Below are 21,893 nucleotides of genomic sequence, written 5' to 3' on the forward strand. Positions count from 1 at the left end.
TCAGGACCAGTCATGGCGCGGTGGCTTGATGTCGTTGAGCAACCAGTTGCCCACCACGTGGTATTTCCAGCGCACCGGGTCGTGCAGGGTATGCACCCGGGCGTTGCGCCAGTGGCGGTCGAAGTTGTGGCGCTTGAGGGTGGAACGGGTGCCCCCCAGTTCGAACAGTTTGTTGCTGGCCTCGATGGCGATTTCGGTGGTCAGCACCTTGGCCTTGGCCACCGCCAGGGAGGCCCGGGCCACATTGTCTTCATCGGGTGCCGGGCGGGCCGCGTCCAGGGCCAGGCCGGCCCGTTCCAGCAGGGCCTCGGCGGCTTCCAGGCGAATGTCCAGGGCCCCCACCTGGATGATGGTCAGCGGGTCTTCACTGGCCTTCTCCACCCCGGCATCGATCCACGGCCGGGCATGCTCACGCACGAAGGCGATGGTGTCGCGCAGCGCCGCCCGGGCAATCCCGGCGTCGATGGCGGCCGTGGTCAGTTGGGCGAAGGGCCCGGCCAGGGTCGGGCTTTCGTAGGAGCGGTAGGTGGGAAACAGGTGAAAGGCCGGCACCTTGAGGTCCTGGGCCAGCACGGTACCACTGGAGGTGGTGCGCTGGCCGATGCTGTCCCAGTCGTCGATCACCGCCAGCCCCTCGCTGCCCCGGGGCACGAAGGCCAGCTGGCCCCTGCCCTGCTCGTCCAGGGCCAGCACCGCCAGCCAATGGGCATACAGCGAACCGGTGCAGTAGCCCTTGCGGCCATTGATCACATAACCGTCACCGCTGCGCCGTACCGTGGCCTGGATGTCCTGGACGTTCTTGCCGCCGGTTTCCGACAACGCATTGGCAAAGCGATGGCCTTGCAGGGCCAGGGCGAAAAAGTGCGCCTGTTGCTCCGGCGTGCCCTGCAGGCGGATGTCTTCCAGCAGGCAGTAGTGGTTCTGCGGGATCTGCCCCAGGGACGGGTCGGCAGCGGAAATGATCGCGATGACCTCGGCCAGCACCGCATAGGACACCTGGGCGCCACCGAATTCGCGAGGCACGCTGATGCCCCACAAACCACTGTTGGAGTACAGGTCGACCACCTGCGCCGGTACTTCCCGGGTACGGTCGCGCTCGGCGTCCTGCTCCAGCAGGATCGCGGCCACTTGCCTGGCCACGGCCAGGGCTTCGGCGCCATCGCGGATCACGTGGGCGGCGGGAGTGTGCAGGGGGTAAACGGCAGATTCAGGCAATGCAGGCATACGGCGCTCTCGGGCGGAATGAAGGTGACTGCCGCTCATTGCAGCTTCTGTGCCTAAAGCCTGGCCCCATGAATTCAAGGACTTGGGTGGCTATTTCGCCTCTGCATCGGCTCCTTTGCCGGGCAGATTGCTGGAATGCTGTTGATGGGCCAACAGTTGGCCCGTGTCGCCTGGACGACACCTCGTCGGCCCGTGCCGGGCAGGCAAGGGCCCGGGTATAGAGTGAACCTGCTCCACGCGGCGTCAGCGTCGCTCCCAACAACAAGATCAAGGAGAAACCCAGATGAGCGTCAAACCCATTCCCGAAGGTTTCAGCGGGGTCACCCCCTACCTGGGCATCCAGCGCGCCGCCGAGGCCATCGAGTTCTACAAGAAGGCCTTCGGCGCGGAGGAAGCCATGCGCCTGGACATGCCCGGCGGTAGCGTCGCCCATGCCGAACTGCGCATTGGCGGTTCGGCCATCATGCTCGGCAGCCCCTGCGAACAAACCCCGATGGGGAGCCCGGAAGCCCACAAGACATCGGTCGGGCTGCACCTGTATGTGGAAGACGTCGATCGCAGCTTCGCCCGGGCGATCGCCGCGGGCGCCACCGAAGTGTCGGCGGTCAAGGACCAGTTCTACGGTGATCGCAGCGGCAGCCTGCGCGACCCTTTCGGGCATGTGTGGTTCCTCGCCAGCCGCAAGGAAGAACTGAGCGCCGAGGAAATAGGCCGAAGGGCCCGGGAGATGTTCCAGCAACAGGCCGGCTGAGCCTGCCCCTGTAGGAGCCGGCTTGCCGGCGAAGGCGTCTCGCGGACCCGTTCGCGGGCAAGCCCGCTCCTACGGGGCCATGGGCACCGGCCAAGCCAGTCAAGCAGCGGCTTTCACGAGGGTTTCGCAGCTTCGTAACATTTACTTTCATATCGCCTTTCGGGATTTACGATTCTCATTCGTCTTAATTAGATGCAGCAGGCCGCGTTGGCCCAGGCTATGCCCGGCGCTTTTTGTCCCGGGCCCGGTCCCGGGTTCCAGTGCCGCTCCATTCCTCGAATCAAGACGCCCATTCAATGTCGAAGAAGTCCCGTTCAAAAATCTGGTTTCTGGTGCACAGCTGGCTGGCCCTGCCCATCTGGTTCTTTGTGCTGATTGTCTGCGTCACCGGCACCCTGGCGGTGGTCAGCCAGGAGATCGTGTGGCTGGCCAACCCCGACGTGCGCGCCAGCAAGCCCAGCGATGACGCACAACCGCTGAATTACGACCAGATCGTCCAGGCCATCAAGCGCGCCGAGCCCCAGACCCGGGTGGACACCATCGTCACCCCGGATGAAAGCCACTTCGCCCTGAGTGTGAGTGTCAGCTACCCGGACGGCCGCTCGCCGACGCTCTACGTCAACCCCTACACCGGGGTGATCCAGGGCACCAGCCCGCAGTTCGATTTCCAGGGCTTCACCCGCGCCCTGCACGGCTGGTGGCTGGTGCCCTTCACCAACGGCTACAGCTGGGGCTGGTACCTGGTGTCCTTGCTGGGCCTGCCCATGCTGGTGTCGCTGATCACCGGGCTGGTGGTCTACAAGAAGTTCTGGAAAGGCTTTCTCAAGCCGACCCTGCGCCTGCGCCACGGTGCACGGATCTTCTGGGGTGATTTCCATCGCCTGAGCGGCATCTGGTCGATCTGGTTCATCGCGGTGATCTCCATCACCGGCACCTGGTTCATGATCGAAGCGATTCTTTCGGACAACCACATCAGTATCTCCAGCGAACCCGTGGTCCCGGTGATCGCCCGCGATCAGGTGCCGACCACGGGCGATGGCAGCCCGGCGCCGATGATCGGCCTGGACCAGGCCATCGGCATTGCCACACAGAAAATCCCCGGCTTCGACATCAGCTTCGTCAGTCTGCCGAGCAACGCCTACAGCTACCTGTATGTCGGCGGCCGCGGCTGGTATCCGCTGATGTACCAGACCGCCAACATCAACCCCTACACCGGCTCCCTGGACACCTCGCACCTGCTGGCAGACCGCAACACCCTGGAGTTCGTCACCGAATCCATGCGCCCGTTGCACACCGGGGATTTCGGCGGCCTCTGGATCAAGCTGATCTGGTTCTTCTTCGGCCTGGTGCTGAGCATGATGGTCCTCAGCGGCCTGCTGATCTGGACCAAGCGCACCGCCCTGGCCACCGCCAACGCCCTCAAGCGCGAAGAAAAGGCCGCCCGGGCGCGCCCCGCCAGCAAACCCGTCCAGGCACCCGCCCCGACCATGAGCGCCGAAACCTCGGAGAGCACCCTGTGAGCCAGACCAGCACCGCCACCGCGCCTTCGAACCTGAGCCGGCTCTGGCACAAGTGGCGTTTTCACCTGAACATCCTGCTGTTGCTGATTCCCCTGGGCTTCATGCCCAAATACTTCGCCGACGCTGCCCTGTTTCGCGGCGAAAGCGGCCTGGGTGAACGGGAGATCGGCGAGATCCAGGTCGGCCCCTGGAGCCTGCGCCTGGCGGAAATGCGCAACGAAGCGCCGCGCAGCGATGGCCCCGCCGGTTACCTGAAAAGCTTCAACGCCGCCCTGTGCCAGGCCTGCATCGAGCCGGTCAAGGCCACCTACCTGCGCATCGGCAAGCCCCGCAGCCTGCGGGCCGCCGGGGTGATCTTCTTCGGCAGCCCGTACCGCATGGGCGCCAGCCTGCCCATCCCGGAAAAGACCAAGGCCGATTCCGAGCTGTGGATCACCCTGGAGGGCTGGGACGGCAGCATGCACCAGGCATCCATTCCCCTGAGCCAGGCGTCACCCGCCACCGTGGCCTGGCTCGAAAAACAAGGAGGCAAACGATGAGTTGCGCAGTATCCCCACGGCGCCTTGGCGCCCTGGCCCTGTTGTTGCTGGGCGGCGCCTTCAGCCACAGCGCCCTGGCCCATAACCCCATGTGCGAGTGCAAGGCCATAGACGCCGAGCAGATCCGCTGCACCGGTGGTTTTTCCGATGGCAGCGGCGCCCCGGGGGTGACCCTGGACGTGATCGGCTACGACGAAACCATCCTGGTGCCGGGCAAGCTGGGGGCGGACTCGACCCTGACCTTCAAGAAACCTTCCAGCGAGTTCTACGTGCTCTTCGATGCGGGCCCCGGCCACGTGGTCGAGATCGACCAAGCGGATATCGAGGCCCCATGACTCCTGCCACCACCCAGGTCGTGCGCCCCGCCGGCGCCGGCCATGAAACCCTCTATGTGCTGTTGCTGTGTGCACTGATTCTGAGTGTGGCTGCCACCGTGGTGCTGTGGCGCGGCGAAGAAACCGCGACCGGCAGTGTCGCCAGCCACCAGCTGGACGCGCGCCGCGACCTCAGCGCCGGCGAGCAGGGCATTTATGCCGACCTGCGGGTGACCCTCGACGAAATCCACCTGCTGCGCGCCGAAAACCAGGACCTGCCGACCCCCGAGGAACTGGCCGGCGAAGGCTTCGCGCCCTTCGCCCAGGACGCCAGCTCGGTGAGCCGCGGTGGCCATATCTGGACGGTGCAGAACCAGGCCTACCTGGGCCTGAGCCAGAACCCGCAAGTGGCCGGCTCCTTTCTGATGCGCATCGGCGCCGAAGATGACACCCAGGTGGATATCTGGCTCAACCGCGCCCCTTCCGCCGCCCTGCCCGCTGACCTGGGCGACGAACCACTGGCCGCCGCCGGCTGGCAACAGGTGGTGGCGCAATTCGATGCCGGAGTGACCCGCCAGCATCGCCACTGATCATTCGCATTCACCCGAGAGAAGACCGCTTGCCCATGCCTATTTCATCTCAACGCCGCCCCTTTCTGCTGGTGCTGCTGGTCAGCCTGCTGGCCCTGATGCTCAGCCCCCTGGCCAGCGCCGACCCGGCCAAGCGCCTGCGCATCGGCATCACCCTGCACCCCTACTACAGCTACGTGGCCAATATCGTCGGTGACAAGGCCGAGGTGGTGCCGCTGATTCCCGCCGGCTTCAACCCCCACGCCTACGAACCCCGGGCCGAGGACATCAAGCGCATCGGCACCCTGGACGTGATAGTGCTCAACGGCGTGGGCCACGATGACTTCGCCGACCGCATGATCGCCGCCAGCGAGCGCCCGGACATCCCGGTGATCGAAGCCAACGAAAACGTGCCGCTGCTGGCCGCCACCGGGGTGGCCGCGCGAGGCGCCGGCAAAGTGGTCAACCCGCACACCTTCCTCTCCATCAGCGCCTCCATCGCCCAGGTCAACAACATCGCCCGGGAGCTGGGCAAGATGGACCCGGCCAACGCCAAGACCTACACCCAGAACGCCCGCGCCTACGGCAAGCGCCTGCGGCAGATGCGCGCCGACGCCCTGGCCAAGCTGACCCAGGCGCCCAATGCCGACCTGCGGGTGGCCACGGTGCATGCTGCCTACGACTACCTGCTGCGCGAGTTCGGCCTGCAAGTCACCGCGGTGGTGGAGCCGGCCCACGGCATCGAACCCAGCCCCAGCCAGTTGAAGAAGACCATCGACCAACTGCGCGAGCTGGACGTCAAGGTGATCTTCTCGGAGATGGACTTCCCCTCCACCTACGTCGAGACCATCCAGCGTGAATCCGGGGTCAAGCTCTACCCGCTGTCGCACATTTCCTACGGCGACTACAGCGCCGACAAGTACGAGAAGGAAATGAAGGGCAACCTCGACACCGTGGTCCGGGCCATCCAGGAGGCCGGGGCATGACCGCCATCGAGACCCTGCTGCGCGGCCCGGCCATCGAGTTCGACCAGGTCAGCCTGACCCTGGGCCGCACCACCATCCTCGATCGCGTCGCCTTCCAGGTGCAGCCCGGCAGCGTGCACGCCCTGGTGGGCCCCAACGGCGGCGGCAAGAGTTCGCTGATCAAGACCCTGCTGGGGCAGATGCCGCACCAGGGCCAGTTGCGCCTGCAGTGGCCGGAGGCGCCCGGCACCATCGGCTACGTGCCCCAGGCCCTGGAGTTCGACCGCGGCCTGCCCATGACCGTGGACGACTTCATGGCCGCCATGTGCCAGCGCCGCCCGGCCTTTCTCGGCCTCAGCCGGCACTACGCCCAGGCCATTGGCGAGGCCCTGGAACGGGTCGGCATGCAGGACAAGCGCAAGCGGCGCATGGGCGCCCTGTCCGGCGGTGAACGCCAGCGGGTACTGCTGGCCCAGGGCTTGATCCCGGCCCCGCAACTGCTGGTACTGGATGAGCCGATGTCGGCCCTGGACGAGGCCGGTATCCAGGTCTTCGAACGCCTGCTCCACGACTGGCGCCAGAGCGGCATCACCCTGTTGTGGATCGAGCACGACCTGGAGGCCGTGGGCCGCCTGGCGGACCGAGTCACCGGCCTCAACCGTCGGGTGCTGTTCGATGGCCCGGCGCAGCAGACCCTGACCCCGGAGCGCCTGCTCAGTCTGTTCTCCACCCATCCACGAACCGCCGGGAGCGCTGCCTGATGACCTATGAAGCTTTTCGCCTGATGGTCCAGGGTTGGGCCTCGGCCGGCTACCTGCCCGAGGCCCTGGCCTATGGGTTCGTGGTCAATGCGCTGCTGGCCGGGCTGCTGATTGGCCCGGTACTCGGTGGCCTGGGTACCCTGGTGGTGGTCAAGCGCTTCGCCTTCTTCTCCGAAGCCGTGGGCCACGCGGCGCTGACCGGGGTGGCCATCGGCATTCTCCTGGGCGAACCCTACACCGGCCCCTACGGCAGCCTGTTCGGCTACTGCCTGCTGTTCGGCATCCTGCTCAACTACCTGCGCAACCGCACCGGCCTGGCCCCGGACACCCTGATCGGCGTGTTCCTCTCGGTGTCCCTGGCCCTGGGCGCCAGCCTGCTGCTGATCCTGGCCGGCAAGATCAACGTGCACATCCTGGAAAACGTGCTGTTCGGCTCGGTGCTCACGGTCAACGGCAGCGACCTCTTGGTGCTGCTGATCGTCGGCGCCCTGGTGCTGGGCCTGAGCCTGCCGCTGTACAACCGCATCATGCTGGCCAGCTTCAACCCGCAGCTGGCGGCGGTACGCGGCGTAGCAGTGAAGGCCTTGGACTACCTGTTCGTGATCCTGGTGACCCTGATCACCGTGGCCGCGGTCAAGGTCATCGGCGCCATCCTGGTGGGCGCCCTGCTGGTGATTCCGGCCGCTGCCGCCCGCCTGCTGAGCCAGTCGCTCAAGGGCTTCTTCTGGATCTCGGTGAGCATCGCCACCGTCAGCACCCTGTGCGGCATCCTGCTGCCCATCGTCTTCGACCTGCCGGTGCCCTCCGGCGCCGCGATCATCCTGGTGGCCGGTGTCGCCTTCGCCCTGGCCGCCATCGCTCGCGGTACTGTCCCCAGCCTGAAAGGGAATATCGGATAAATGCACAGTTCATTGCCTCACCTGTCACTGCGTCGCCTGACCCTGGCCCTGGCCCTCGGCGGCCTGATCAGTACTCCGGCCCTGGCCGAGCGCGACCACTTCGAACCGATGCGCGTGGTCGCCGGCCACGGCATGGGCAATACCGCGCTGCACAGCGCCACCTCAAGCAAATCACCGACGGTGCTGGCTTCCCTGCCGGTGACTTTCGGCCTGGGGCAGATCCTGCTGCAGGGCACCGACATCAAGCTGGAACGGGCGGCCCCGGCCAACCTGCCGGGCTCGCGGCAAACTGCCTATTTTACCGGGCGCGGCGCTCCGGCCCTGGCCAAGCTGGCACTCAATGCCGACGCAGTGATCGGCCTGCGCTCGATCTGGCCGGACGACCCGCTGTACCCCAACGCCCGGCGCAGCAACATCCGCATCGTCGAGATCGACGCTGCCCGCCCGGTGGACGGCGCCCTGCCCGGGGTGGCCCTGCAACCGGGCAAGAGCGACGGGCTCAACGCCCAGCCCTGGCTGTCCAGCAACAACCTGGGGCGCATGGCCGACGTGCTGGCGGCGGACCTCGCGCGGCTGGCGCCCGAAGCCAAACCGCAGATCGAAAGCAACCTGGCAGGCCTCAAGCAGCGCCTGCTCAAACTCAGCGCCGACAGCGAAGCGCGCCTGGCCAAGGCCGACAACCTCAGCGTGCTGAGCCTCTCCGAGCACTTCGGGTACCTGGTCAGCGGCCTGAACCTGGAACTGGTGGAAGTCAACGCCCGCGCCGACAACGAATGGCCCCCCGAGGCGCTGCAGCAGCTGCAAGCCCGGCTCAAGGACAACGATGTGGCCCTGGTCCTGCACCACCGCCAGCCGTCCGAGGCCCTGAAAGCCGCCATCAGCGCCGGCGGCAGCCAGTTACTGGTGCTGGAAACCGACAGCGCCGACCCGCTCGGCGAACTGGAAAACAACCTGCAGAAAGTCACCCAGGCCCTGGCCCTGTAGCCGCTGCCGCAGGCTGCGAACGGCTGTGCAGGAGACGCCGCTCTTGAGATCGCTGAAGGTCCTGCGGACCTTGGCGCAGCTTCGCCATGGCTCAGCAGCGGCTACAGTCGGGGTCAGGGGGCCGGGGCCGCTTACATATTCCCTCAAGATCGCGCGCATTTTCCGGTGCTAGTCTGCGCTTCGCCAAAAGCCCAGAGAAGAAGCCCGCGCCATGAGCGACTACGTAAAACTCAACAAGACCAACTGGGACGAACGCGCGCCCCTGCATGCCGCCTCGGCGGACTACGCGGTGCAGCGTTTTGTCGACGAAGCCGGCTATCTGTCCGACGTGGTGCAGTTCGACCGGCCATTGCTGGGGGATATCCGTGGCCTGCGCGGGGTGCATCTGCAATGCCATATCGGCACCGACACCCTGTCCCTGGCCCGCCTCGGCGCGCAGATGAGCGGCGTGGATTTTTCCCCGGCGTCCCTGGCGGAAGCCCGGAGCCTGGCCCGACGCTGCAATACGCCTATCGACTACCACGAGTCCGACGTGTTCCTGGCCGCCGAGGTACTGCCCCAAGGCAACTTCGATCTGGTCTACACCGGCATCGGCGCCCTGTGCTGGCTGCCGAGCATCGAGCGCTGGGCGCAGACCGTCGGCGCCCTGCTCAAGCCCGGTGGCCGGCTGTTCATCCGCGAAGGCCACCCGATGCTCTGGGCCATCAACGAAGATCACCACGACTCATTGCGGGTGGAACTGCCCTATTTCGAAACCCGCGAGCCTCTGGTCTGGGACGACGAAAACACCTACGTGGAAACCGACAGCCCCCTCAAGGCCACCATGACCCACGAATGGAACCACGGCCTGGGAGAGATCATCAGTGCCTTGCTGGCCCAGGGCCTGGACATCACGGGACTGGTGGAGCACCAGAGCATCCCCTGGGAAGCCCTGCCCGGGCAGATGGTGGTGGATGAACGCGGCGAATGGCGGCTCAAGGAAGCGCCATGGCGCCTGCCACTGAGCTACACCTTGCAGGCCGTCAAGCGCGGGGGCTGATCGCCCGGCATGAAAAACCGCCAAGCTCAAGAAGGCAGCGCCTCTGTAGCCGCTGCCGCAGGCTGCGAACGGCTCCGTAGGAGGCGCTGCTCTTGAGATCGCTGAAGGTCCTGCGGCCCTTTGCGCAGCCTCGCAGGCTCGGCAGCGGCTACAGGTCAGCCGGCGACGGCCTGCTGGTCCATCTTCTGGCGCAGGCTCAGGGGGCGCATGTCGGTCCAGACTTCTTCGATGTAGGCCAGGCAGTCCTTCTTGAAACCGCTCTTGCCCACAGTGCGCCAGCCCTGGGGCACGGCCTTGTAGTCGGGCCAGATCGAGTATTGCTCTTCATGGTTGACCACCACCTGGAACAGGATGTCCTCACGGTCGAATACTGAAGTCATTGCTTGTCTCCATCACTGATAAGGTTCGCCGCGCTCAACGCACGGCGGTTGTGTAGAAGGAACGAAATGGCGGGGCAAAAAATTAGAGGCTGGCCACTGCCGCCGCTACGGCCTTGCTGAAGATCTGGGCCACCTGGTCGATCTGCGCTGCGGTGATTACCAGTGGCGGCAGGAAACGCACCACGGCGCCGTGACGCCCGCCCAGCTCCAAGATCAGCCCGCGCTTGAGGCATTCGCGCTGCACCAGCGGTGCCAGGCGCGCATGCTGGGGTGGATGGCCCTGGGCATCCGGCACGCCGGCCGGGTCCACCAGCTCTACCCCGAGCATCAGGCCACGACCACGGATATCCCCCAGTTGCGGGAAGTCGCGCTGCAGGATCAGCAGGTGCTCGCGCAAGCGCTCGCCCATGGCCGCCGCGTGCTCGGGCACCCGGTGTTCCTTGAGGTAGCGCATCACCGCGGAACCGGTGGCCATGGCCATCTGATTGCCGCGGAAGGTGCCGGCGTGGGCACCCGGCTGCCAGGTGTCGAGCCAGTCGCGATAGACCATCACCGCCAGCGGCAGGCTGCCGCCGATGGCCTTGGACATCACCACCACATCGGGAATGATCCCCGCGTGCTCGAAGGCGAACATCTTGCCGGTGCGACCGAAGCCGCTCTGGATTTCATCGACGATCAATGCCACCCCGGCCTTTTCGGTGATGCGGCGCACGCCTTGCAGCCATTCCAGGTCGGCCGGGATCACCCCGCCCTCGCCCTGCACCGCCTCGACAATCACTGCCGCAGGCAGGGCCACCCCGGCTTCCGGATCGGTGAGCAGGTTTTCCAGGTAATGCAGGTTGACCTTGACCCCTTCGGCGCCCCCCAGCCCGAACGGGCAGCGGTAGTCATAGGGGAACGGCAGGAACTGCACGCCATTGTTCAGCAGCCCGGCCAGGGCGCGCTTGGGCCCCAGGCTGCCCATCAGGCTCAGCGCACCCTGGCTCATGCCGTGGTAACCGCCCTGGAAGGACAGCACGGTGCTGCGCCCGGTAGCGGTGCGCGTAAGCTTCAGCGCGGCTTCCACGGCATCGGTGCCGGTGGGGCCGCAGAACTGGATCCTGGCCTCGCCAGCCAGGGCTTCGGGCAACAGGCCGAACAGGTCCTGGACGAACTGGTCCTTGACCGGGGTGGTCAGGTCCAGGGTCAACAGCGGCAACTCATCGGTCAGCACTTGCTGGATCGCGGCGATCACCACCGGGTGATTGTGCCCCAGGGCCAAAGTCCCGGCACCGGCCAGGCAATCGATGAAACGCCGGCCCTCGACGTCTTCGACGTGAATGCCGCTGGCCCGCTTCAGGGCCAGGGGAATGCGCCGTGGATAGCTGCGGGCATTGGATTCCTGGCGGCTCTGGCGGGCCAGCAGGGGCGACTCGTCGAACTGGTAAAGCGTCTCTTGCGGGGCGGCGCCAAGGCCCACCGGCGAATCTTCCATCAGGCTGGTAACGGCTGACATGTCTCGAACCCTCACGCTGCAATTTGAGCAAAACGGCCACCGGCCGGATGCGCAGCCCAAGCGCGGGCGCGCACTGACAGGTTTTCCTGTTCTAAAAACGCTTCAGCGCGGTGGGGATTTACACCCCGGGGCGAGGAAATTGCACATGCCGCCCCGTAGGAGCCAGCTTGCTGGCGAAGGCGGCCTCAAGGGCCTCTTCGCTGGCAAGCCAGCGCCTACAGGGGACGGTGATGGGTCAGGCGCGGTGGGCAGGCAGGGTCAACTCGACTCGCAGGCCATCGGGGCGGCTGTCGAAATTCAGCTCGCAACCGCAACGCTGGACGATGGCCTGGACGATCGCCAGGCCCAGGCCACAGCCACTGCTCTGGCTGTCGCGCCAGAAGCGCTGGGTCAGGTGCTGCAAGTCTTGCGCGGGAATGCCCGAACCATGGTCGCGGACCTGGAAACGCACCCGGCCGCCGACTGTCTCCAGGTTCAGCTCCACCGGGCATTCTTCAGGGGTGTGGCGCAGTGCGTTGTCCAGCAAGTTGCGCAAGGCGGCGATGGCCAGGGTCGAGGGCATTTCCACCGCAGCCTCGCCGGCCTTGCCTTGCATATGCAGCTTGACCCGGGCCCGAGCGCCCACGGCGGCGTCCTGGATCGCCAGGCGCGCCACCTGTTCGGCAGTGCAGTGCACGCCGTCGTCGAACGACAGGCTGCCCTCGACCCGGGCCAGCAACAGCAGCTGTTCCAGGGTGCGGTGCATGCGGTCGGCGCCCTCCTCGGCCCGGGCCAGGGACTGATCCCGGGCCGCACCTTCAGTCATGCGCGCCACTTGCAGGTGGGTCTTGATCGCGGTCAGCGGGCTGCGCAATTCGTGGGCGGCGTCACCGGTCAGGCGGCGTTCGCGCTCGATGGTCTTGGCAATGCGCTGGAACAGCTGGTTCTGGGTTTCCAGCAGCGGCCGCAGTTCGCTGGGCATGGGCTGGATCTGCAGCGGTTCCAGGGAATCGGCGCTGCGGCGCATCAGCGCGTCACGAATCCGGTTCAGCGGGGCCAGGCTCTGGCCGATGCCCAGCCACAGCAGCCACAGGCAGCCAAGCAAGGCCACGCCCACCGGCACCGAAGCCGCCAGCAGCACCGACATGTTCAGGGCTTCGCGCTCGACCTGGCGATCCGCGGTGGTGATGCGCATGTCGCCGCGCACCAGGGTAAAGGTGCGCCAGGGCGCGCCGTCGATCATCTGGTCGTGAAAGCCCAGCTTCTCGGCTTCCAGCGGATGCTCCGGGGTGCTGTGGCTGCGGGCCAGGATCTGCCCGCGCAGGGAACTGACCTGGCAGGCCATGCCGCCGGGGATGGTCAGGGCCGCGCTGTTGATCTGGTTGCTCGGGCCATGGGACGGCAACGCCGGCATCTGCTCCAGCAGCCCGGCGACCATGCGCGCCGAGGCGACCAGGCGCTGGTCCAGGGAAAACATCATCTGGTTGCGCAGGTCACTGAGCATCCAGGCCGCGGCCAGGGCCCAGATCAGGATGAAGGCAGCGCCCAGGGTCATGCTCAGGCGCAGGCGCAGGCTTCTCACTTAGCGGTTCTCCTCACCGTCGGCCGGGCCCAGGCGGTAGCCGAGGCCGCGCACGGTTTCGACGATGCCGTTGCCGAGTTTGCGCCGCAGGTGGTGGATGTGCACATTCAGCGCGTTGCTCTCCAGCTCATCGTTGAAGCCGTAGACGCTGTCCTTGAGTTGCTCGCTGGACAGCACCCTGCCACGGTTGTGCAGCAGCGCCTGGAGCAGGGATTGCTCGCGCCGCGAGAGGTCCACCGGTTGGCCGCCGAGCAGGGTTTCCCGGGTGCTCGGGTCATAGGTCAGGCGCCCGTGCTCGATCAGGTTGACGCTGCGCCCCGCCACCCGGCGCAGCAGGGTGTGCAGGCGCGCCGCCAGTTCCCGCAGGTCGAAGGGCTTGAGCAGGTAATCGTCGGCACCGGCCTGCAAGCCATCGACCCGGTCGGTCACCGAGTCGCGGGCGGTGAGGATCAGCACCGGAATCTCCAGGCCCTGCTGGCGTTGCTGCTTGAGCAGCTTCAAACCGTCTTCATCCGGCAGGCCAAGATCCAGTACCATCACGTCGAAATCGGCCACGCCGAGCATGGCCCGCGCTGCCGAAGCGGTGGCCACATGCTCGACCGTCAGGCCCTGGGCCGTGAGGCCGGCGACTATCCCGCTGGCAATCAGCTCATCATCTTCACAGACAAGTACGTGCATGGTCGGTCCTGTACAAAGGCGTTGATTAAGCGGGCTGCGGATTAAGCGGACATTATGCCCGCCGTTTCCTGGCCACAAGCCAAGTATGGTTAATCATCGGTTAATCAGGACCGGCCATTGTGCTCGCAACTTGCACCGGTTTAAGGCTTGGCCATGCGTCGATTGTTTCTCCTGTTGTTCATGCTCTTCACCACACTGGCTCACGCCGGCAACAACCCGTTCGAGGTCAAGCCCGACTTCCTGCCGGTGGGCAAGGCCTTCGTCTTCACCTCCGAGCGCCTGCCTTCAGGGGAAACCCAGCTGTTCTGGCAGATCGCCGACGGCTACTACCTGTATCAGAAGCGCCTGAAATTCGACGGCGTGGCGCCAGAGCTGCAACCCACCCTGCCGGCCGGTGAAGACCACAGCGACGAATTCTTCGGCCAGCAGACGGTGTATCGCCAGGGCCTGGAAGTGAAGCTGCCGGCCGCCGCCAGCGGCAAGGTCAAGCTGGGCTGGCAAGGCTGCGCCGATGCCGGCCTGTGCTACCCGCCGCAAACCCTGGAAGTGGACCTGGGCGGTGCGCCGGCAGTGGCCGCCAGCAACGTCGCGACCACCAGCAATGGCTCGGCCCAGGACCAGTTGCTGGCCAACGACCTGCAACACAAATCCTGGGGCCTGGGCCTGCTGGCCTTCTTCGGTTTCGGCCTGCTGCTGGCCTTCGCCCCCTGCTCGCTGCCGATGCTGCCGATCCTCGCTGGCATGGTGGTGGGCAGCGGCGCCAGCCCGCGCCGCGGCCTGGCCCTGGCCTCAAGCTATGTGCTGTGCATGGCCCTGGTGTATGCCGGCATGGGGGTAATCGCCGCCCTTTTGGGCAGCAACCTGCAAGCCTGGCTGCAACAACCCTGGGTCCTGGGCAGCTTCGCCGCGCTGTTCGTGCTGCTGTCGCTGCCGATGTTCGGCTTCTTCGAACTGCAGATGCCGGCCCTGCTGCGCGACCGCCTGGAAGGCGCCAGCCGCCAGCGCCAAGGCGGCAGCCTGATTGGCTGCGGCATTCTCGGCGCGCTGTCGGCCCTGTTGGTGGGCCCGTGCATGACCGCGCCCCTGGCCGGCGGCCTGCTGTACATCGCCCAGACCGGCAACGCGCTGTTTGGCGGCCTGGCCCTGTTCGCCCTGGGCCTGGGCATCGGCCTGCCGCTGTTGCTGCTGGTGACCCTGGGCAACCGCTTCCTGCCCAAGCCCGGCCCGTGGATGAACCTGCTCAAGGGTGTATTCGGCATCCTGTTCCTGGGCACCGCCATCTACATGCTGCGCCCGGTACTGAACCCCAGCCTGTGGATGGGGCTGTGGGGCGCCCTGGCCCTGGTGGTGGCCTACTGCGCCTGGCAGCAACGGGCGATTGCCGGCCGCTTGCTGCACCTGTTCGGTGCCGGCGCGCTGCTGTTCGCGGCCTGGGGCGGCATGCTGCTGGTGGGTGCCGCCGGTGGCGGCGACGACCTGTGGCGGCCGCTTAAGGTCTACAGCGGTGGCCCGGTGGCCAATAGCGTCACGGCCCATGATGCCTTCACCACGGTGAAGTCCCCCGCCGAGCTGCAAGGCGCCCTGGACAGCGCCCGGGCCCAGGGCCAGTGGGTACTGCTGGACTACTACGCCGACTGGTGCGTGTCCTGCAAGATCATGGAGAAAACCGTGTTCGGCCAGCCTCAGGTGCTGGAGGCCCTCAAGGATGTGCGCCTGCTGCGCCTGGACGTGACCCTGGACAACGCCGACGGCCGCGAACTCCTGAGCCGCTACAAGGTGCCGGGGCCACCGAGCATGCTGTGGATCGGCCCGGACGGCAGTGAACGCCGCAGCCAGCGCATCACCGGCGAAGTGGATGCCAACGCCTTCCTGCAACGCTGGACCCAGACCCGGGAAGCCCGTTGATGCTGACCTTTACCATCGGCACCTTTGCCATCGCCCTCAACCACCTGCTGCTGATCAGTGCCCTGGCCCTGGCCACCCTGGTGGGCTGGCGCGTGGCCAAGCGCGGCGGTGACAACCCCGAATCCGTGCTGTTCAGCCTGTTCCTTTTAGGCATGCTCGCCGCCCGGGTCAGTTTCGTGCTCGCTTACTGGAAGCACTACCAGCACGACCTGTGGATGATCATCGACCTGCGCGACGGCGGCTTCCTGGCCTGGCCGGGGGTGATCGTCATGCTCCTGGCGGCCCTGGCCTGGGGCTGGAAACGCCCGGCGCTGCGCCGCCCATTGGGTGCCGGGGTGGCCAGCGGCCTGGCCTTCTGGCTGCTGGCGACCCTGGCCCTGACCCTCTACGACCAGGGCACGCGCCTGCCGGAAGTGGCCCTGCGCAACGCCGCCGGCGAAACCGTGCAACTCACCGACTACCAGGGTGGCCCGCTGGTGATCAACCTCTGGGCCACCTGGTGCCCACCGTGCCGGCGGGAGATGCCGGTGCTGGAAAGAGCCCAGCAGCAACGCCCGGACCTGACCTTCCTGTTCGTCAACCAGGCCGAAAGCATGCAAAGCGTCAGCACCTTCCTGGCCACCCAGGACCTGAACCTGAACAACGTGCTGTTCGACGGCAGTGGCCGCCTGGGCAAGGCCGTGGGCTCCATGGCCCTGCCGACTACGCTGTTCTATAGCGCCGATGGCCGCCTGCTGGGCAGCCACCTGGGGGAACTCTCGGAAGCCAGCCTGGCCCGGGCCCTGGAAAACTTCGACGGCGCCCACCCGACCTCGGTCGCCCCTTCAAGGAAACTGCCATGCCCTTCATCCGCCACTTGCTGAGCCTGTCTTTGGGCGCGGCGTTGCTCAACGCCCCGCTGCTACAGGCCGAGGAACTGCCTGCGCCCATCCGCAAGATCGAAGAAAAAGGTGCCAAGATCATCGGCAGCTTCGACGCCCCGGACGGCCTCAAGGGCTACGCCGCGCAGTACCAGAACCGCGGCATGACCCTGTACCTCACCCCTGACGGCAAGCACGTGCTGCTGGGCAACCTGTACGACGCCGACGGCAAGGACCTGAGCGCCGAACCCTTGCAGAAACTGGTCTACGCGCCCATGGCCAAGGAAGTCTGGGGCAACCTGGACAAGAGCAACTGGATCGCCGACGGCAAGGCCGATGCGCCGCGCATCGTCTACCTGTTCAGCGACCCCAACTGCCCCTACTGCAACATGTTCTGGCAACAGGCGCGGCCCTGGGTGAACGCCGGCAAAGTGCAGTTGCGGCATATCATGGTGGGCATCATCCGCGAAGACAGCCCGGGCAAATCCGCCGCCCTGCTGGCCGCCAAGGACCCGCAACAGGCCCTGCAGGATCACGAAAAGGCCGGCAAGGGCAGCGCTCTCAAGCCGCTGGCCAGCATTCCCGCAGCGGTGCAGGCCAAGCTCGACGCCAACATGAAACTGATGGAGGAACTGGAGCTGTCGGCGACCCCGGCGATCTTCTACCTCGACGACAAGGGCGAGTTGCAACAGCAGCAAGGCGCCCCGGCCCCGGGCAAGCTGACGCAGATCCTCGGCCCCAAATAACCCCGCCCCTTCCCCGTAGGAGCCGGCTTGCCGGCGAAAGCGTCCGTCAGGCGGGCACCTGGCTTGCGGGCCTCTTCGCTGGCAAGCCAGCTCCTACAACGCGCATCCCCACCCGTAGGAGCCAGCTTGCCGGCGAAAGCGTCCGTCAGGTTGGCGCCTGGCTTACGGGCCTCTTCGCTGGCAAGCCAGCGCCTACAATGCGCATCCCCACCCGTAGGAGCCGGCTTGCCGGCGAAAGCGTCCTTCAGGCGAGCGCATGGCTTGCGGGCCTCTTCGCTGGCAAGCCAGCGCCTACAACGCGCATCCCACCCGTAGGAGCCGGCTTGCCGGCGAAAGCGTCCGTCAGGTTGGCGCCTGGCTTACGGGCCTCTTCGCTGGCAAGCCAGCTCCTACAACGGAAGAATCAGGCTTCAATCGTGGCGCTGTAAAAACGCCAGCAAGGCCCGGGTCACGAACGCCGGGTTTTCCCGGCTGGATATATGCCCCGCGTCAGGAACCCACTGGTAAGGGCAGCCGATGCGTTCGGCCATCTCGAGGGTTTCCGCAGGTGGTCGCGGCTTGTCCTGGTCGCCACACAGCAACAAGGTGTTGCGCCCATCCAGGTGCTGCAGCTGATCCAGCACATCCGCCCGGCTGAAAGTGATGCGCCCCATGGGAATCACGCTCTGGCGCAGGCGCTCGGCCGGCAGCGCCGCGAGGCTGGCACGAAAATCCTGATACAGCGCCGACTGCCGATCGATCCCCGGACGGAAGAAGATCGGCACCACGATATCCAGCAGCGGCTCGGCGATCAGGCCGCTGTCCTCGATCTGCTGGAACAGGGAAAAGTAATACTGCCGGGTCGGCTCAGGCTCGGTGCCCAGGTAAGTGTCCATCAGCACCAGACCGTCGATGCGCTGCGGCGCCGCCAGGGCCAGGCGCGCGCCCCACATGCCGCCCACCGACAAGCCCACCAGGGTTACGCGCTCGATCTGCAAATGGTCGAGCAAGGCCAGCATCTGCCGCGCCACATCATCCAACGACGCCGTGCCCTCAGGCAGCGCCCCGGACTGGCCATGGCCCCACAGGTCCACCGCGATCACCCGATACTGCGCCGACAGCGCCTCGATCTGCGGCGCCCACATGCCGGTGTCCCACAAATAACTGCCGGCCAGGAACACCACCGGCCCCTGGCCCTGGTCAAGGTAGTGCAACGGTTGTCCATCGAGGGTTGCGAAAGGCATGGGGTAGCTCCTGTAGGGGAATGACGAAAAAGGTCCGACAGACTGTGCCGTGAAAAAAGCCCAGTCAATCGGACCCGTCCGACAAAACGTATCAGGAAATGCCCGGATTCAAGGCCCGCGCTGACCGTCGAGCAAGGCTTCGACCACGGCCCGTGCCATCTCCACCGAATGCACCATGGACCAGATCAGCCCGCGCTCCAGGCCGCTGCCCTGCTGGGTGATTTCATCGCAGACCTCTTCGGCGCATTTGAGCAGCAGCGCCACATGCACCAGGGCCTCTTCGGCGCTGACGCCTTCGCGCACGCTGAACAGCGAGTCGGGGGAAACGGGTTTGGCTTGGGTCTTGAGCTGGAACAACGTGGGGTCCAGCGGTTGCCGGGCCAGGGCCACGCGCAGGGTGGCGTTGGCGGCCTTGAGGGCGGGATCGCGATAGGAAGTGGGGGGATCGGGGACGAGCTTTTTCATGGTCAAACTCCTGGTAATGACAAGGAGCCGACACCGTTCGCTTGCACACGAATAAGGTGGCAGCCATACGCGGGTGTGCAAGACCGAGTTACCAGAACCCCGGCAGATCCGAAGATCTCCCGCGCACGGCCGCCATAACACGGCGAACATGAAAACGCTCAGGCATGACTGAGCGTTTATGCGTCTGGTAACGGTCGGACTTGCACATCCGAGCCATCGATTGGGCGATGGCTCCAGCACCCTAGCCCGCCCACCAGGCGCATTCAAGCGGCCCGCAGTTTCTCGGAAATGCCTTACAAAAGAAAGCGACTAAACGCCATCCCAGCGACCTTTCAACCGGCTTGCCGGCGAAGGCGTCCGTCAGTTTGGCGCATGGCTTGTGGGCCTCTTCGCTGGCAAGCCAGCTCCTACAACACGTATCCCCACCCATCACACGTATCTACACCCGTAGGAGCCGGCTTGCCGGCGAAGGCGTCCTTCAGGCTGGCGTATGGCTTTCGGGCCTCTTCGCTGCCAAGCCAGCTCCTACAACACGTATCCCCACCCATCACACGTATCTACACCCGTAGGAGCCGGCTTGCCGGCGAAGGCGTCCTTCAGGCTGGCGTATGGCTTTCGGGCCTCTTCGCTGGCAAGCCAGCTCCTACAGAGGGCGTGTCCGCCTTAGGGCTGGGCCTCAACGGTATTCTTCCGGCGCTTCGCGTTCGAGGATTGCTTCAAGGTCGCTCAGGTCGCCGCGTTCCTTGAGGATGCCGCTGACCTGGTCGATCCACGCCTGCTCCGAGGCAATCCCCGCCCAGGACTGGCTGCCGAAGCCGTGATACGGCCGGTCGTCGAAGGTGCTGATCAGCAACTGGTTGAAGCGCCCGGTGTCCAGTTTTTTGCGCTGGATTTGCACTTGCAGCGCCCCCAGCACCTTCTGCTGCTCTTGCGGGTTGGGGCGATAGTGGTAGAGCCGCGGCGAGCTGAGCACCAGAAACTCCGGCGGCAGGTTTTCATCGATGGCCGCCTGCAGGCGGTAATGGCCATCGAGAATCAGATAGCAACTCAAACCGGTGACGTACCACAGCAGGATCGGCGGCAAGCTGCCCTCGCGGGCTTTTTTGCGCCACCACTTCAAGCGCCCGGAATGCGGGTCCACGGCATGCAGGCCGACTACTGCGCCACCGTACTCCCCCAACCCGACCCAGCGCGCCGTACCGGCCTGTTGGTTGTCGAGGATGTTGCGACCATAGATCGCCCACTGCGGCATATGGCTCAGGGCATCTTCACCGCCCTTGAAGTACCAGGCTTCGGTGCCGCTGAGCAGCGGCCGCATCGGTTTCTGCGATGCCGGGCGCAGGGCCCGCACCAGCCAGTAGCCGGGGTAGAAGAAGTCCGGCTGGTGCTGCATCAGTTGCTCGACGAAGAAGCGGCTCCAGGCCTTGAGGCGCAGCGCCGGGTCGAGGCGCGCCTGTTGTTCCACCAGAGGCGAGTCGATGGGGCCCACCAGGGTTTGCGGCAGTTGCTCCGGCAGGTGATTGCGCACCAGCCATACGCCATACAGGCAGCGGGACATGGTGCCCCAGAGCAGGGTCTGGTCGCCGAGCACCAACTGCATACGGCTGTTGTTGCCACTGAGCAGGCACAGGTTGGGCTTGCCACTGGCCGGGCGTTTGACGTCCACGCCGAGGCCGTTCCAGTGGCCGGCCAAATCCTCGATATCACGCCAGAAAATCTGTTCCACGATTGTCCCTAATCCTTGATCAATGACCGGCCCTGCGGCGGGCAGGCGCGACTATAGCAGAGGGCTGGAGAGCCCATTCGCCTGTAGGAGCTGGCTTGCCAGCGAAGGCGGCCAGCGCTTTACCCATGGCGGGCAATGACAGCGTCCACCTCATCTGCCAGCCCCTGCCCGCCCAGGCACTGACGCACCTCGTCGCACCACTGCGCCTCCGGCTCATTGCCGGCCCAGGCCTGGGTGGCGCTGCGGTACTGCGGCCGGTCATCGAAGGCCTGGATCAGCACCCGATTGAGGTTGTCGGTGCTCAGGGCCGGGTTGCGCGGGAGCGCATCGCCGCGCTTGCGCAGTGAATCCATGACCCGTTGCTGATGCTCCAGGCTCGGTGCGAAGCCGCGCTCGCGGGTGGCGCTGAGGACGATGAATGATGGCGCGAGGTTTTCCGCGATGGCCGCCTGCAAACGGTAATGGCCGTCGATCACCACGTAGGACGCCAACCCGCCGACGTACCACAGCAGGATCGGCGGCAGGTTGCCTTCGCGGGCCTTCTTGCGCCACCACTTCAGGCGCCCGGCCTCAGGGTCGACCCGGTGCAGGCCGATGAGCTTGCCGCCGCCATGCCACCAGTCGATCCACTCCAGGGGCTGGGGTTGCAGGTTGTCGAGAAAATCCTCGCCGTACAGGTGCCAGTTGGGCACATGGGTCAAAGGGTCGATCACCGAGGTGAAGCGCCAGTGGTCCAGGCCGCTCGCGGTGCTGGAGGGCTCCGGCAGCAGGCCCTGGGCCAGCCAGAAACCGGGGGTGAGGAAGTGCCGGGCGCTTTTACTGAGACGGCTGACGAAATAGCGGCTCCAGGCCTTGATCCGCAGCTCGGGCGCCAGGGCGGCGTGCTGCTCCACGGTGGGTGAGTCGATGGGTGCCAGCAGCCGGCATTCGGCGCCGTCCGCCAGCGGGTTGCGTACCAGCCAGACGCCGCCGTGGTCCCGGGCCAGGGTGGCCCAGAACAACGGCGTGCCGTGGTGCATCAGCTTGATCCGGGCATTGGCGCCGGTGCGCAGGTACAACGGCGGTCTGTCCGTGGAGCCCGGTTCGACCTCGACACCGAGGCCACTCCAGTTGCCCAGGGAATCTTCGATATCGCGCCAGTAAAGCTGTTCTGCCATGGTTCCGGTCCTTGAATGAAAACGCCCGGCGCAGGTGCTTGGACCTGGGCCGGGCGCGATCATAGCAGAGGACCTGCGGGCCTCTTCGCCCGTAGGAGCTGGCTTGCCAGCGAAGGCGTCGGCCAGGACGAT

22 protein-coding genes are annotated in these 21,893 nt (G+C 65.9%); 13 read left to right on the forward strand and 9 right to left on the reverse strand.

Annotation, left to right across the window (positions count from 1 at the left end; all coding sequences use genetic code 11):
* Nucleotides 1-1,224 (reverse strand): SfnB family sulfur acquisition oxidoreductase, encoded by a 1,224-nt coding sequence (locus tag KCG88_RS07290; RefSeq protein WP_047288106.1) that lies wholly within the window; start codon nt 1,222-1,224, stop codon nt 1-3.
* A gap of 283 nt (nt 1,225-1,507) precedes the next feature.
* Here KCG88_RS07290 and KCG88_RS07295 point away from each other — a divergent pair, with 283 nt between their 5' ends.
* From KCG88_RS07295 to KCG88_RS07340, 10 genes are all read left to right on the forward strand, one after another.
* Entirely contained in the window at nt 1,508-1,975 is a 468-nt protein-coding gene (locus tag KCG88_RS07295; protein WP_047288107.1) for a VOC family protein, read from the forward strand.
* A gap of 296 nt (nt 1,976-2,271) precedes the next feature.
* Nucleotides 2,272-3,495: a PepSY domain-containing protein gene (locus KCG88_RS07300; RefSeq protein ID WP_210712153.1), complete on the forward strand. Its 1,224-nt coding sequence runs from the start codon at nt 2,272-2,274 to the stop codon at nt 3,493-3,495.
* A complete protein-coding gene (locus tag KCG88_RS07305) occupies nt 3,492-4,034 on the forward strand; it encodes a thiamine pyrophosphate-binding protein (RefSeq protein WP_210712154.1) in 543 nt (180 codons plus the stop codon). The genes KCG88_RS07300 and KCG88_RS07305 overlap by 4 nt, the downstream gene beginning before the upstream one ends.
* A complete protein-coding gene (locus KCG88_RS07310; protein ID WP_015636478.1) occupies nt 4,031-4,369 on the forward strand; it encodes a hypothetical protein in 339 nt (112 codons plus the stop codon). The genes KCG88_RS07305 and KCG88_RS07310 overlap by 4 nt, the downstream gene beginning before the upstream one ends.
* Nucleotides 4,366-4,938, forward strand: a complete 573-nt coding sequence (locus tag KCG88_RS07315) for a DUF6162 family protein (protein WP_047288110.1) — start codon at nt 4,366-4,368, stop codon at nt 4,936-4,938. The genes KCG88_RS07310 and KCG88_RS07315 overlap by 4 nt, the downstream gene beginning before the upstream one ends.
* 35 nt (nt 4,939-4,973) lie before the next feature.
* Entirely contained in the window at nt 4,974-5,903 is a 930-nt protein-coding gene (locus KCG88_RS07320) for a metal ABC transporter substrate-binding protein (RefSeq protein ID WP_210712155.1), read from the forward strand.
* Nucleotides 5,900-6,643 carry a metal ABC transporter ATP-binding protein gene (locus KCG88_RS07325; protein ID WP_210712156.1) on the forward strand — a complete coding sequence of 248 codons (744 nt, stop codon included), beginning with the start codon at nt 5,900-5,902 and terminating at the stop codon, nt 6,641-6,643. The genes KCG88_RS07320 and KCG88_RS07325 overlap by 4 nt, the downstream gene beginning before the upstream one ends.
* Nucleotides 6,643-7,542: a metal ABC transporter permease gene (locus KCG88_RS07330; protein WP_047288112.1), complete on the forward strand. Its 900-nt coding sequence runs from the start codon at nt 6,643-6,645 to the stop codon at nt 7,540-7,542. Before KCG88_RS07325 ends, KCG88_RS07330 begins: the two co-directional genes overlap by 1 nt.
* On the forward strand, nt 7,543-8,526 hold the full coding sequence (locus KCG88_RS07335; RefSeq protein ID WP_210712157.1) for a zinc ABC transporter substrate-binding protein: 984 nt from the start codon (nt 7,543-7,545) through the stop codon (nt 8,524-8,526).
* Between the two features lie 211 nt (nt 8,527-8,737).
* Nucleotides 8,738-9,565 carry a class I SAM-dependent methyltransferase gene (locus tag KCG88_RS07340; RefSeq protein ID WP_047288114.1) on the forward strand — a complete coding sequence of 276 codons (828 nt, stop codon included), beginning with the start codon at nt 8,738-8,740 and terminating at the stop codon, nt 9,563-9,565.
* 155 nt (nt 9,566-9,720) lie between these two features.
* Here KCG88_RS07340 and KCG88_RS07345 read toward each other — a convergent pair whose 3' ends face one another.
* The 4 genes from KCG88_RS07345 to KCG88_RS07360 all read right to left on the reverse strand — a co-directional run bounded on the left by KCG88_RS07345 (nt 9,721) and on the right by KCG88_RS07360 (nt 13,679).
* Nucleotides 9,721-9,945: an MbtH family protein gene (locus KCG88_RS07345; protein WP_011062453.1), complete on the reverse strand. Its 225-nt coding sequence runs from the start codon at nt 9,943-9,945 to the stop codon at nt 9,721-9,723.
* An 82-nt stretch (nt 9,946-10,027) separates the two neighbouring features.
* Entirely contained in the window at nt 10,028-11,440 is a 1,413-nt protein-coding gene (locus KCG88_RS07350; protein WP_210712158.1) for an aspartate aminotransferase family protein, read from the reverse strand.
* 235 nt (nt 11,441-11,675) lie between these two features.
* On the reverse strand, nt 11,676-13,001 hold the full coding sequence (locus KCG88_RS07355) for an ATP-binding protein (RefSeq protein WP_047288116.1): 1,326 nt from the start codon (nt 12,999-13,001) through the stop codon (nt 11,676-11,678).
* Nucleotides 13,002-13,679 carry a response regulator gene (locus KCG88_RS07360; protein WP_011062456.1) on the reverse strand — a complete coding sequence of 226 codons (678 nt, stop codon included), beginning with the start codon at nt 13,677-13,679 and terminating at the stop codon, nt 13,002-13,004.
* Nucleotides 13,680-13,832: 153 nt separating this feature from the next.
* Between KCG88_RS07360 and dsbD the strand changes: the two genes are divergently transcribed.
* Genes dsbD through dsbG form a run of 3 tightly spaced genes read left to right on the forward strand, consistent with a single transcriptional unit; the run spans nt 13,833 to nt 17,190 of the window.
* Complete coding sequence (gene dsbD, locus KCG88_RS07365) at nt 13,833-15,584, forward strand: protein-disulfide reductase DsbD (protein ID WP_210712159.1); 1,752 nt, start codon at nt 13,833-13,835, stop codon at nt 15,582-15,584.
* Complete coding sequence (locus KCG88_RS07370; RefSeq protein ID WP_011062458.1) at nt 15,584-16,447, forward strand: TlpA disulfide reductase family protein; 864 nt, start codon at nt 15,584-15,586, stop codon at nt 16,445-16,447. Before dsbD ends, KCG88_RS07370 begins: the two co-directional genes overlap by 1 nt.
* The gene (gene dsbG / locus KCG88_RS07375) at nt 16,423-17,190 is read left to right on the forward strand and encodes a thiol:disulfide interchange protein DsbG (RefSeq protein WP_210712160.1); all 768 of its coding nucleotides are present in this window, start codon (nt 16,423-16,425) and stop codon (nt 17,188-17,190) included. Before KCG88_RS07370 ends, dsbG begins: the two co-directional genes overlap by 25 nt.
* Before the next feature lie 410 nt (nt 17,191-17,600).
* Here the strand turns inward: dsbG and KCG88_RS07380 are convergent, their stop codons facing one another.
* From KCG88_RS07380 to KCG88_RS07395, 4 genes are all read right to left on the reverse strand, one after another.
* Nucleotides 17,601-18,413 (reverse strand): alpha/beta fold hydrolase, encoded by an 813-nt coding sequence (locus KCG88_RS07380; protein WP_210712161.1) that lies wholly within the window; start codon nt 18,411-18,413, stop codon nt 17,601-17,603.
* Between the two features lie 108 nt (nt 18,414-18,521).
* On the reverse strand, nt 18,522-18,878 hold the full coding sequence (locus KCG88_RS07385; RefSeq protein ID WP_210712162.1) for a hypothetical protein: 357 nt from the start codon (nt 18,876-18,878) through the stop codon (nt 18,522-18,524).
* A 676-nt stretch (nt 18,879-19,554) separates the two neighbouring features.
* Nucleotides 19,555-20,604, reverse strand: coding sequence for a hypothetical protein (locus KCG88_RS07390; RefSeq protein WP_210712163.1), 1,050 nt, complete (start codon nt 20,602-20,604; stop codon nt 19,555-19,557).
* 119 nt (nt 20,605-20,723) lie between these two features.
* The gene (locus KCG88_RS07395; RefSeq protein ID WP_210712164.1) at nt 20,724-21,761 is read right to left on the reverse strand and encodes a hypothetical protein; all 1,038 of its coding nucleotides are present in this window, start codon (nt 21,759-21,761) and stop codon (nt 20,724-20,726) included.
* Nucleotides 21,762-21,893: the final 132 nt, after the last annotated feature.

Origin of the sequence: Pseudomonas sp. MWU349 (genome assembly GCF_017947325.1) — a bacterium.
Lineage (GTDB): Bacteria > Pseudomonadota > Gammaproteobacteria > Pseudomonadales > Pseudomonadaceae > Aquipseudomonas > Aquipseudomonas protegens.

Coding starts and splice junctions, on each gene's coding strand:
- KCG88_RS07335 (WP_210712157.1), top strand. CDS start 7,543: ATGCACAGTTCATTGCCTCACCTGTCACTGCGTCGCCTGACCCTGGCC.
- KCG88_RS07325 (WP_210712156.1), top strand. CDS start 5,900: ATGACCGCCATCGAGACCCTGCTGCGCGGCCCGGCCATCGAGTTCGAC.
- KCG88_RS07315 (WP_047288110.1), top strand. CDS start 4,366: ATGACTCCTGCCACCACCCAGGTCGTGCGCCCCGCCGGCGCCGGCCAT.
- KCG88_RS07320 (WP_210712155.1), top strand. CDS start 4,974: ATGCCTATTTCATCTCAACGCCGCCCCTTTCTGCTGGTGCTGCTGGTC.
- KCG88_RS07310 (WP_015636478.1), top strand. CDS start 4,031: ATGAGTTGCGCAGTATCCCCACGGCGCCTTGGCGCCCTGGCCCTGTTG.
- KCG88_RS07370 (WP_011062458.1), top strand. CDS start 15,584: ATGCTGACCTTTACCATCGGCACCTTTGCCATCGCCCTCAACCACCTG.
- KCG88_RS07380 (WP_210712161.1), bottom strand. CDS start 18,413: ATGCCTTTCGCAACCCTCGATGGACAACCGTTGCACTACCTTGACCAG.
- KCG88_RS07340 (WP_047288114.1), top strand. CDS start 8,738: ATGAGCGACTACGTAAAACTCAACAAGACCAACTGGGACGAACGCGCG.
- dsbD (WP_210712159.1), top strand. CDS start 13,833: ATGCGTCGATTGTTTCTCCTGTTGTTCATGCTCTTCACCACACTGGCT.
- KCG88_RS07350 (WP_210712158.1), bottom strand. CDS start 11,440: ATGTCAGCCGTTACCAGCCTGATGGAAGATTCGCCGGTGGGCCTTGGC.
- KCG88_RS07295 (WP_047288107.1), top strand. CDS start 1,508: ATGAGCGTCAAACCCATTCCCGAAGGTTTCAGCGGGGTCACCCCCTAC.
- KCG88_RS07395 (WP_210712164.1), bottom strand. CDS start 21,761: ATGGCAGAACAGCTTTACTGGCGCGATATCGAAGATTCCCTGGGCAAC.
- KCG88_RS07300 (WP_210712153.1), top strand. CDS start 2,272: ATGTCGAAGAAGTCCCGTTCAAAAATCTGGTTTCTGGTGCACAGCTGG.
- KCG88_RS07385 (WP_210712162.1), bottom strand. CDS start 18,878: ATGAAAAAGCTCGTCCCCGATCCCCCCACTTCCTATCGCGATCCCGCC.
- KCG88_RS07360 (WP_011062456.1), bottom strand. CDS start 13,679: ATGCACGTACTTGTCTGTGAAGATGATGAGCTGATTGCCAGCGGGATA.
- KCG88_RS07330 (WP_047288112.1), top strand. CDS start 6,643: ATGACCTATGAAGCTTTTCGCCTGATGGTCCAGGGTTGGGCCTCGGCC.
- dsbG (WP_210712160.1), top strand. CDS start 16,423: ATGCCCTTCATCCGCCACTTGCTGAGCCTGTCTTTGGGCGCGGCGTTG.
- KCG88_RS07345 (WP_011062453.1), bottom strand. CDS start 9,945: ATGACTTCAGTATTCGACCGTGAGGACATCCTGTTCCAGGTGGTGGTC.
- KCG88_RS07290 (WP_047288106.1), bottom strand. CDS start 1,224: ATGCCTGCATTGCCTGAATCTGCCGTTTACCCCCTGCACACTCCCGCC.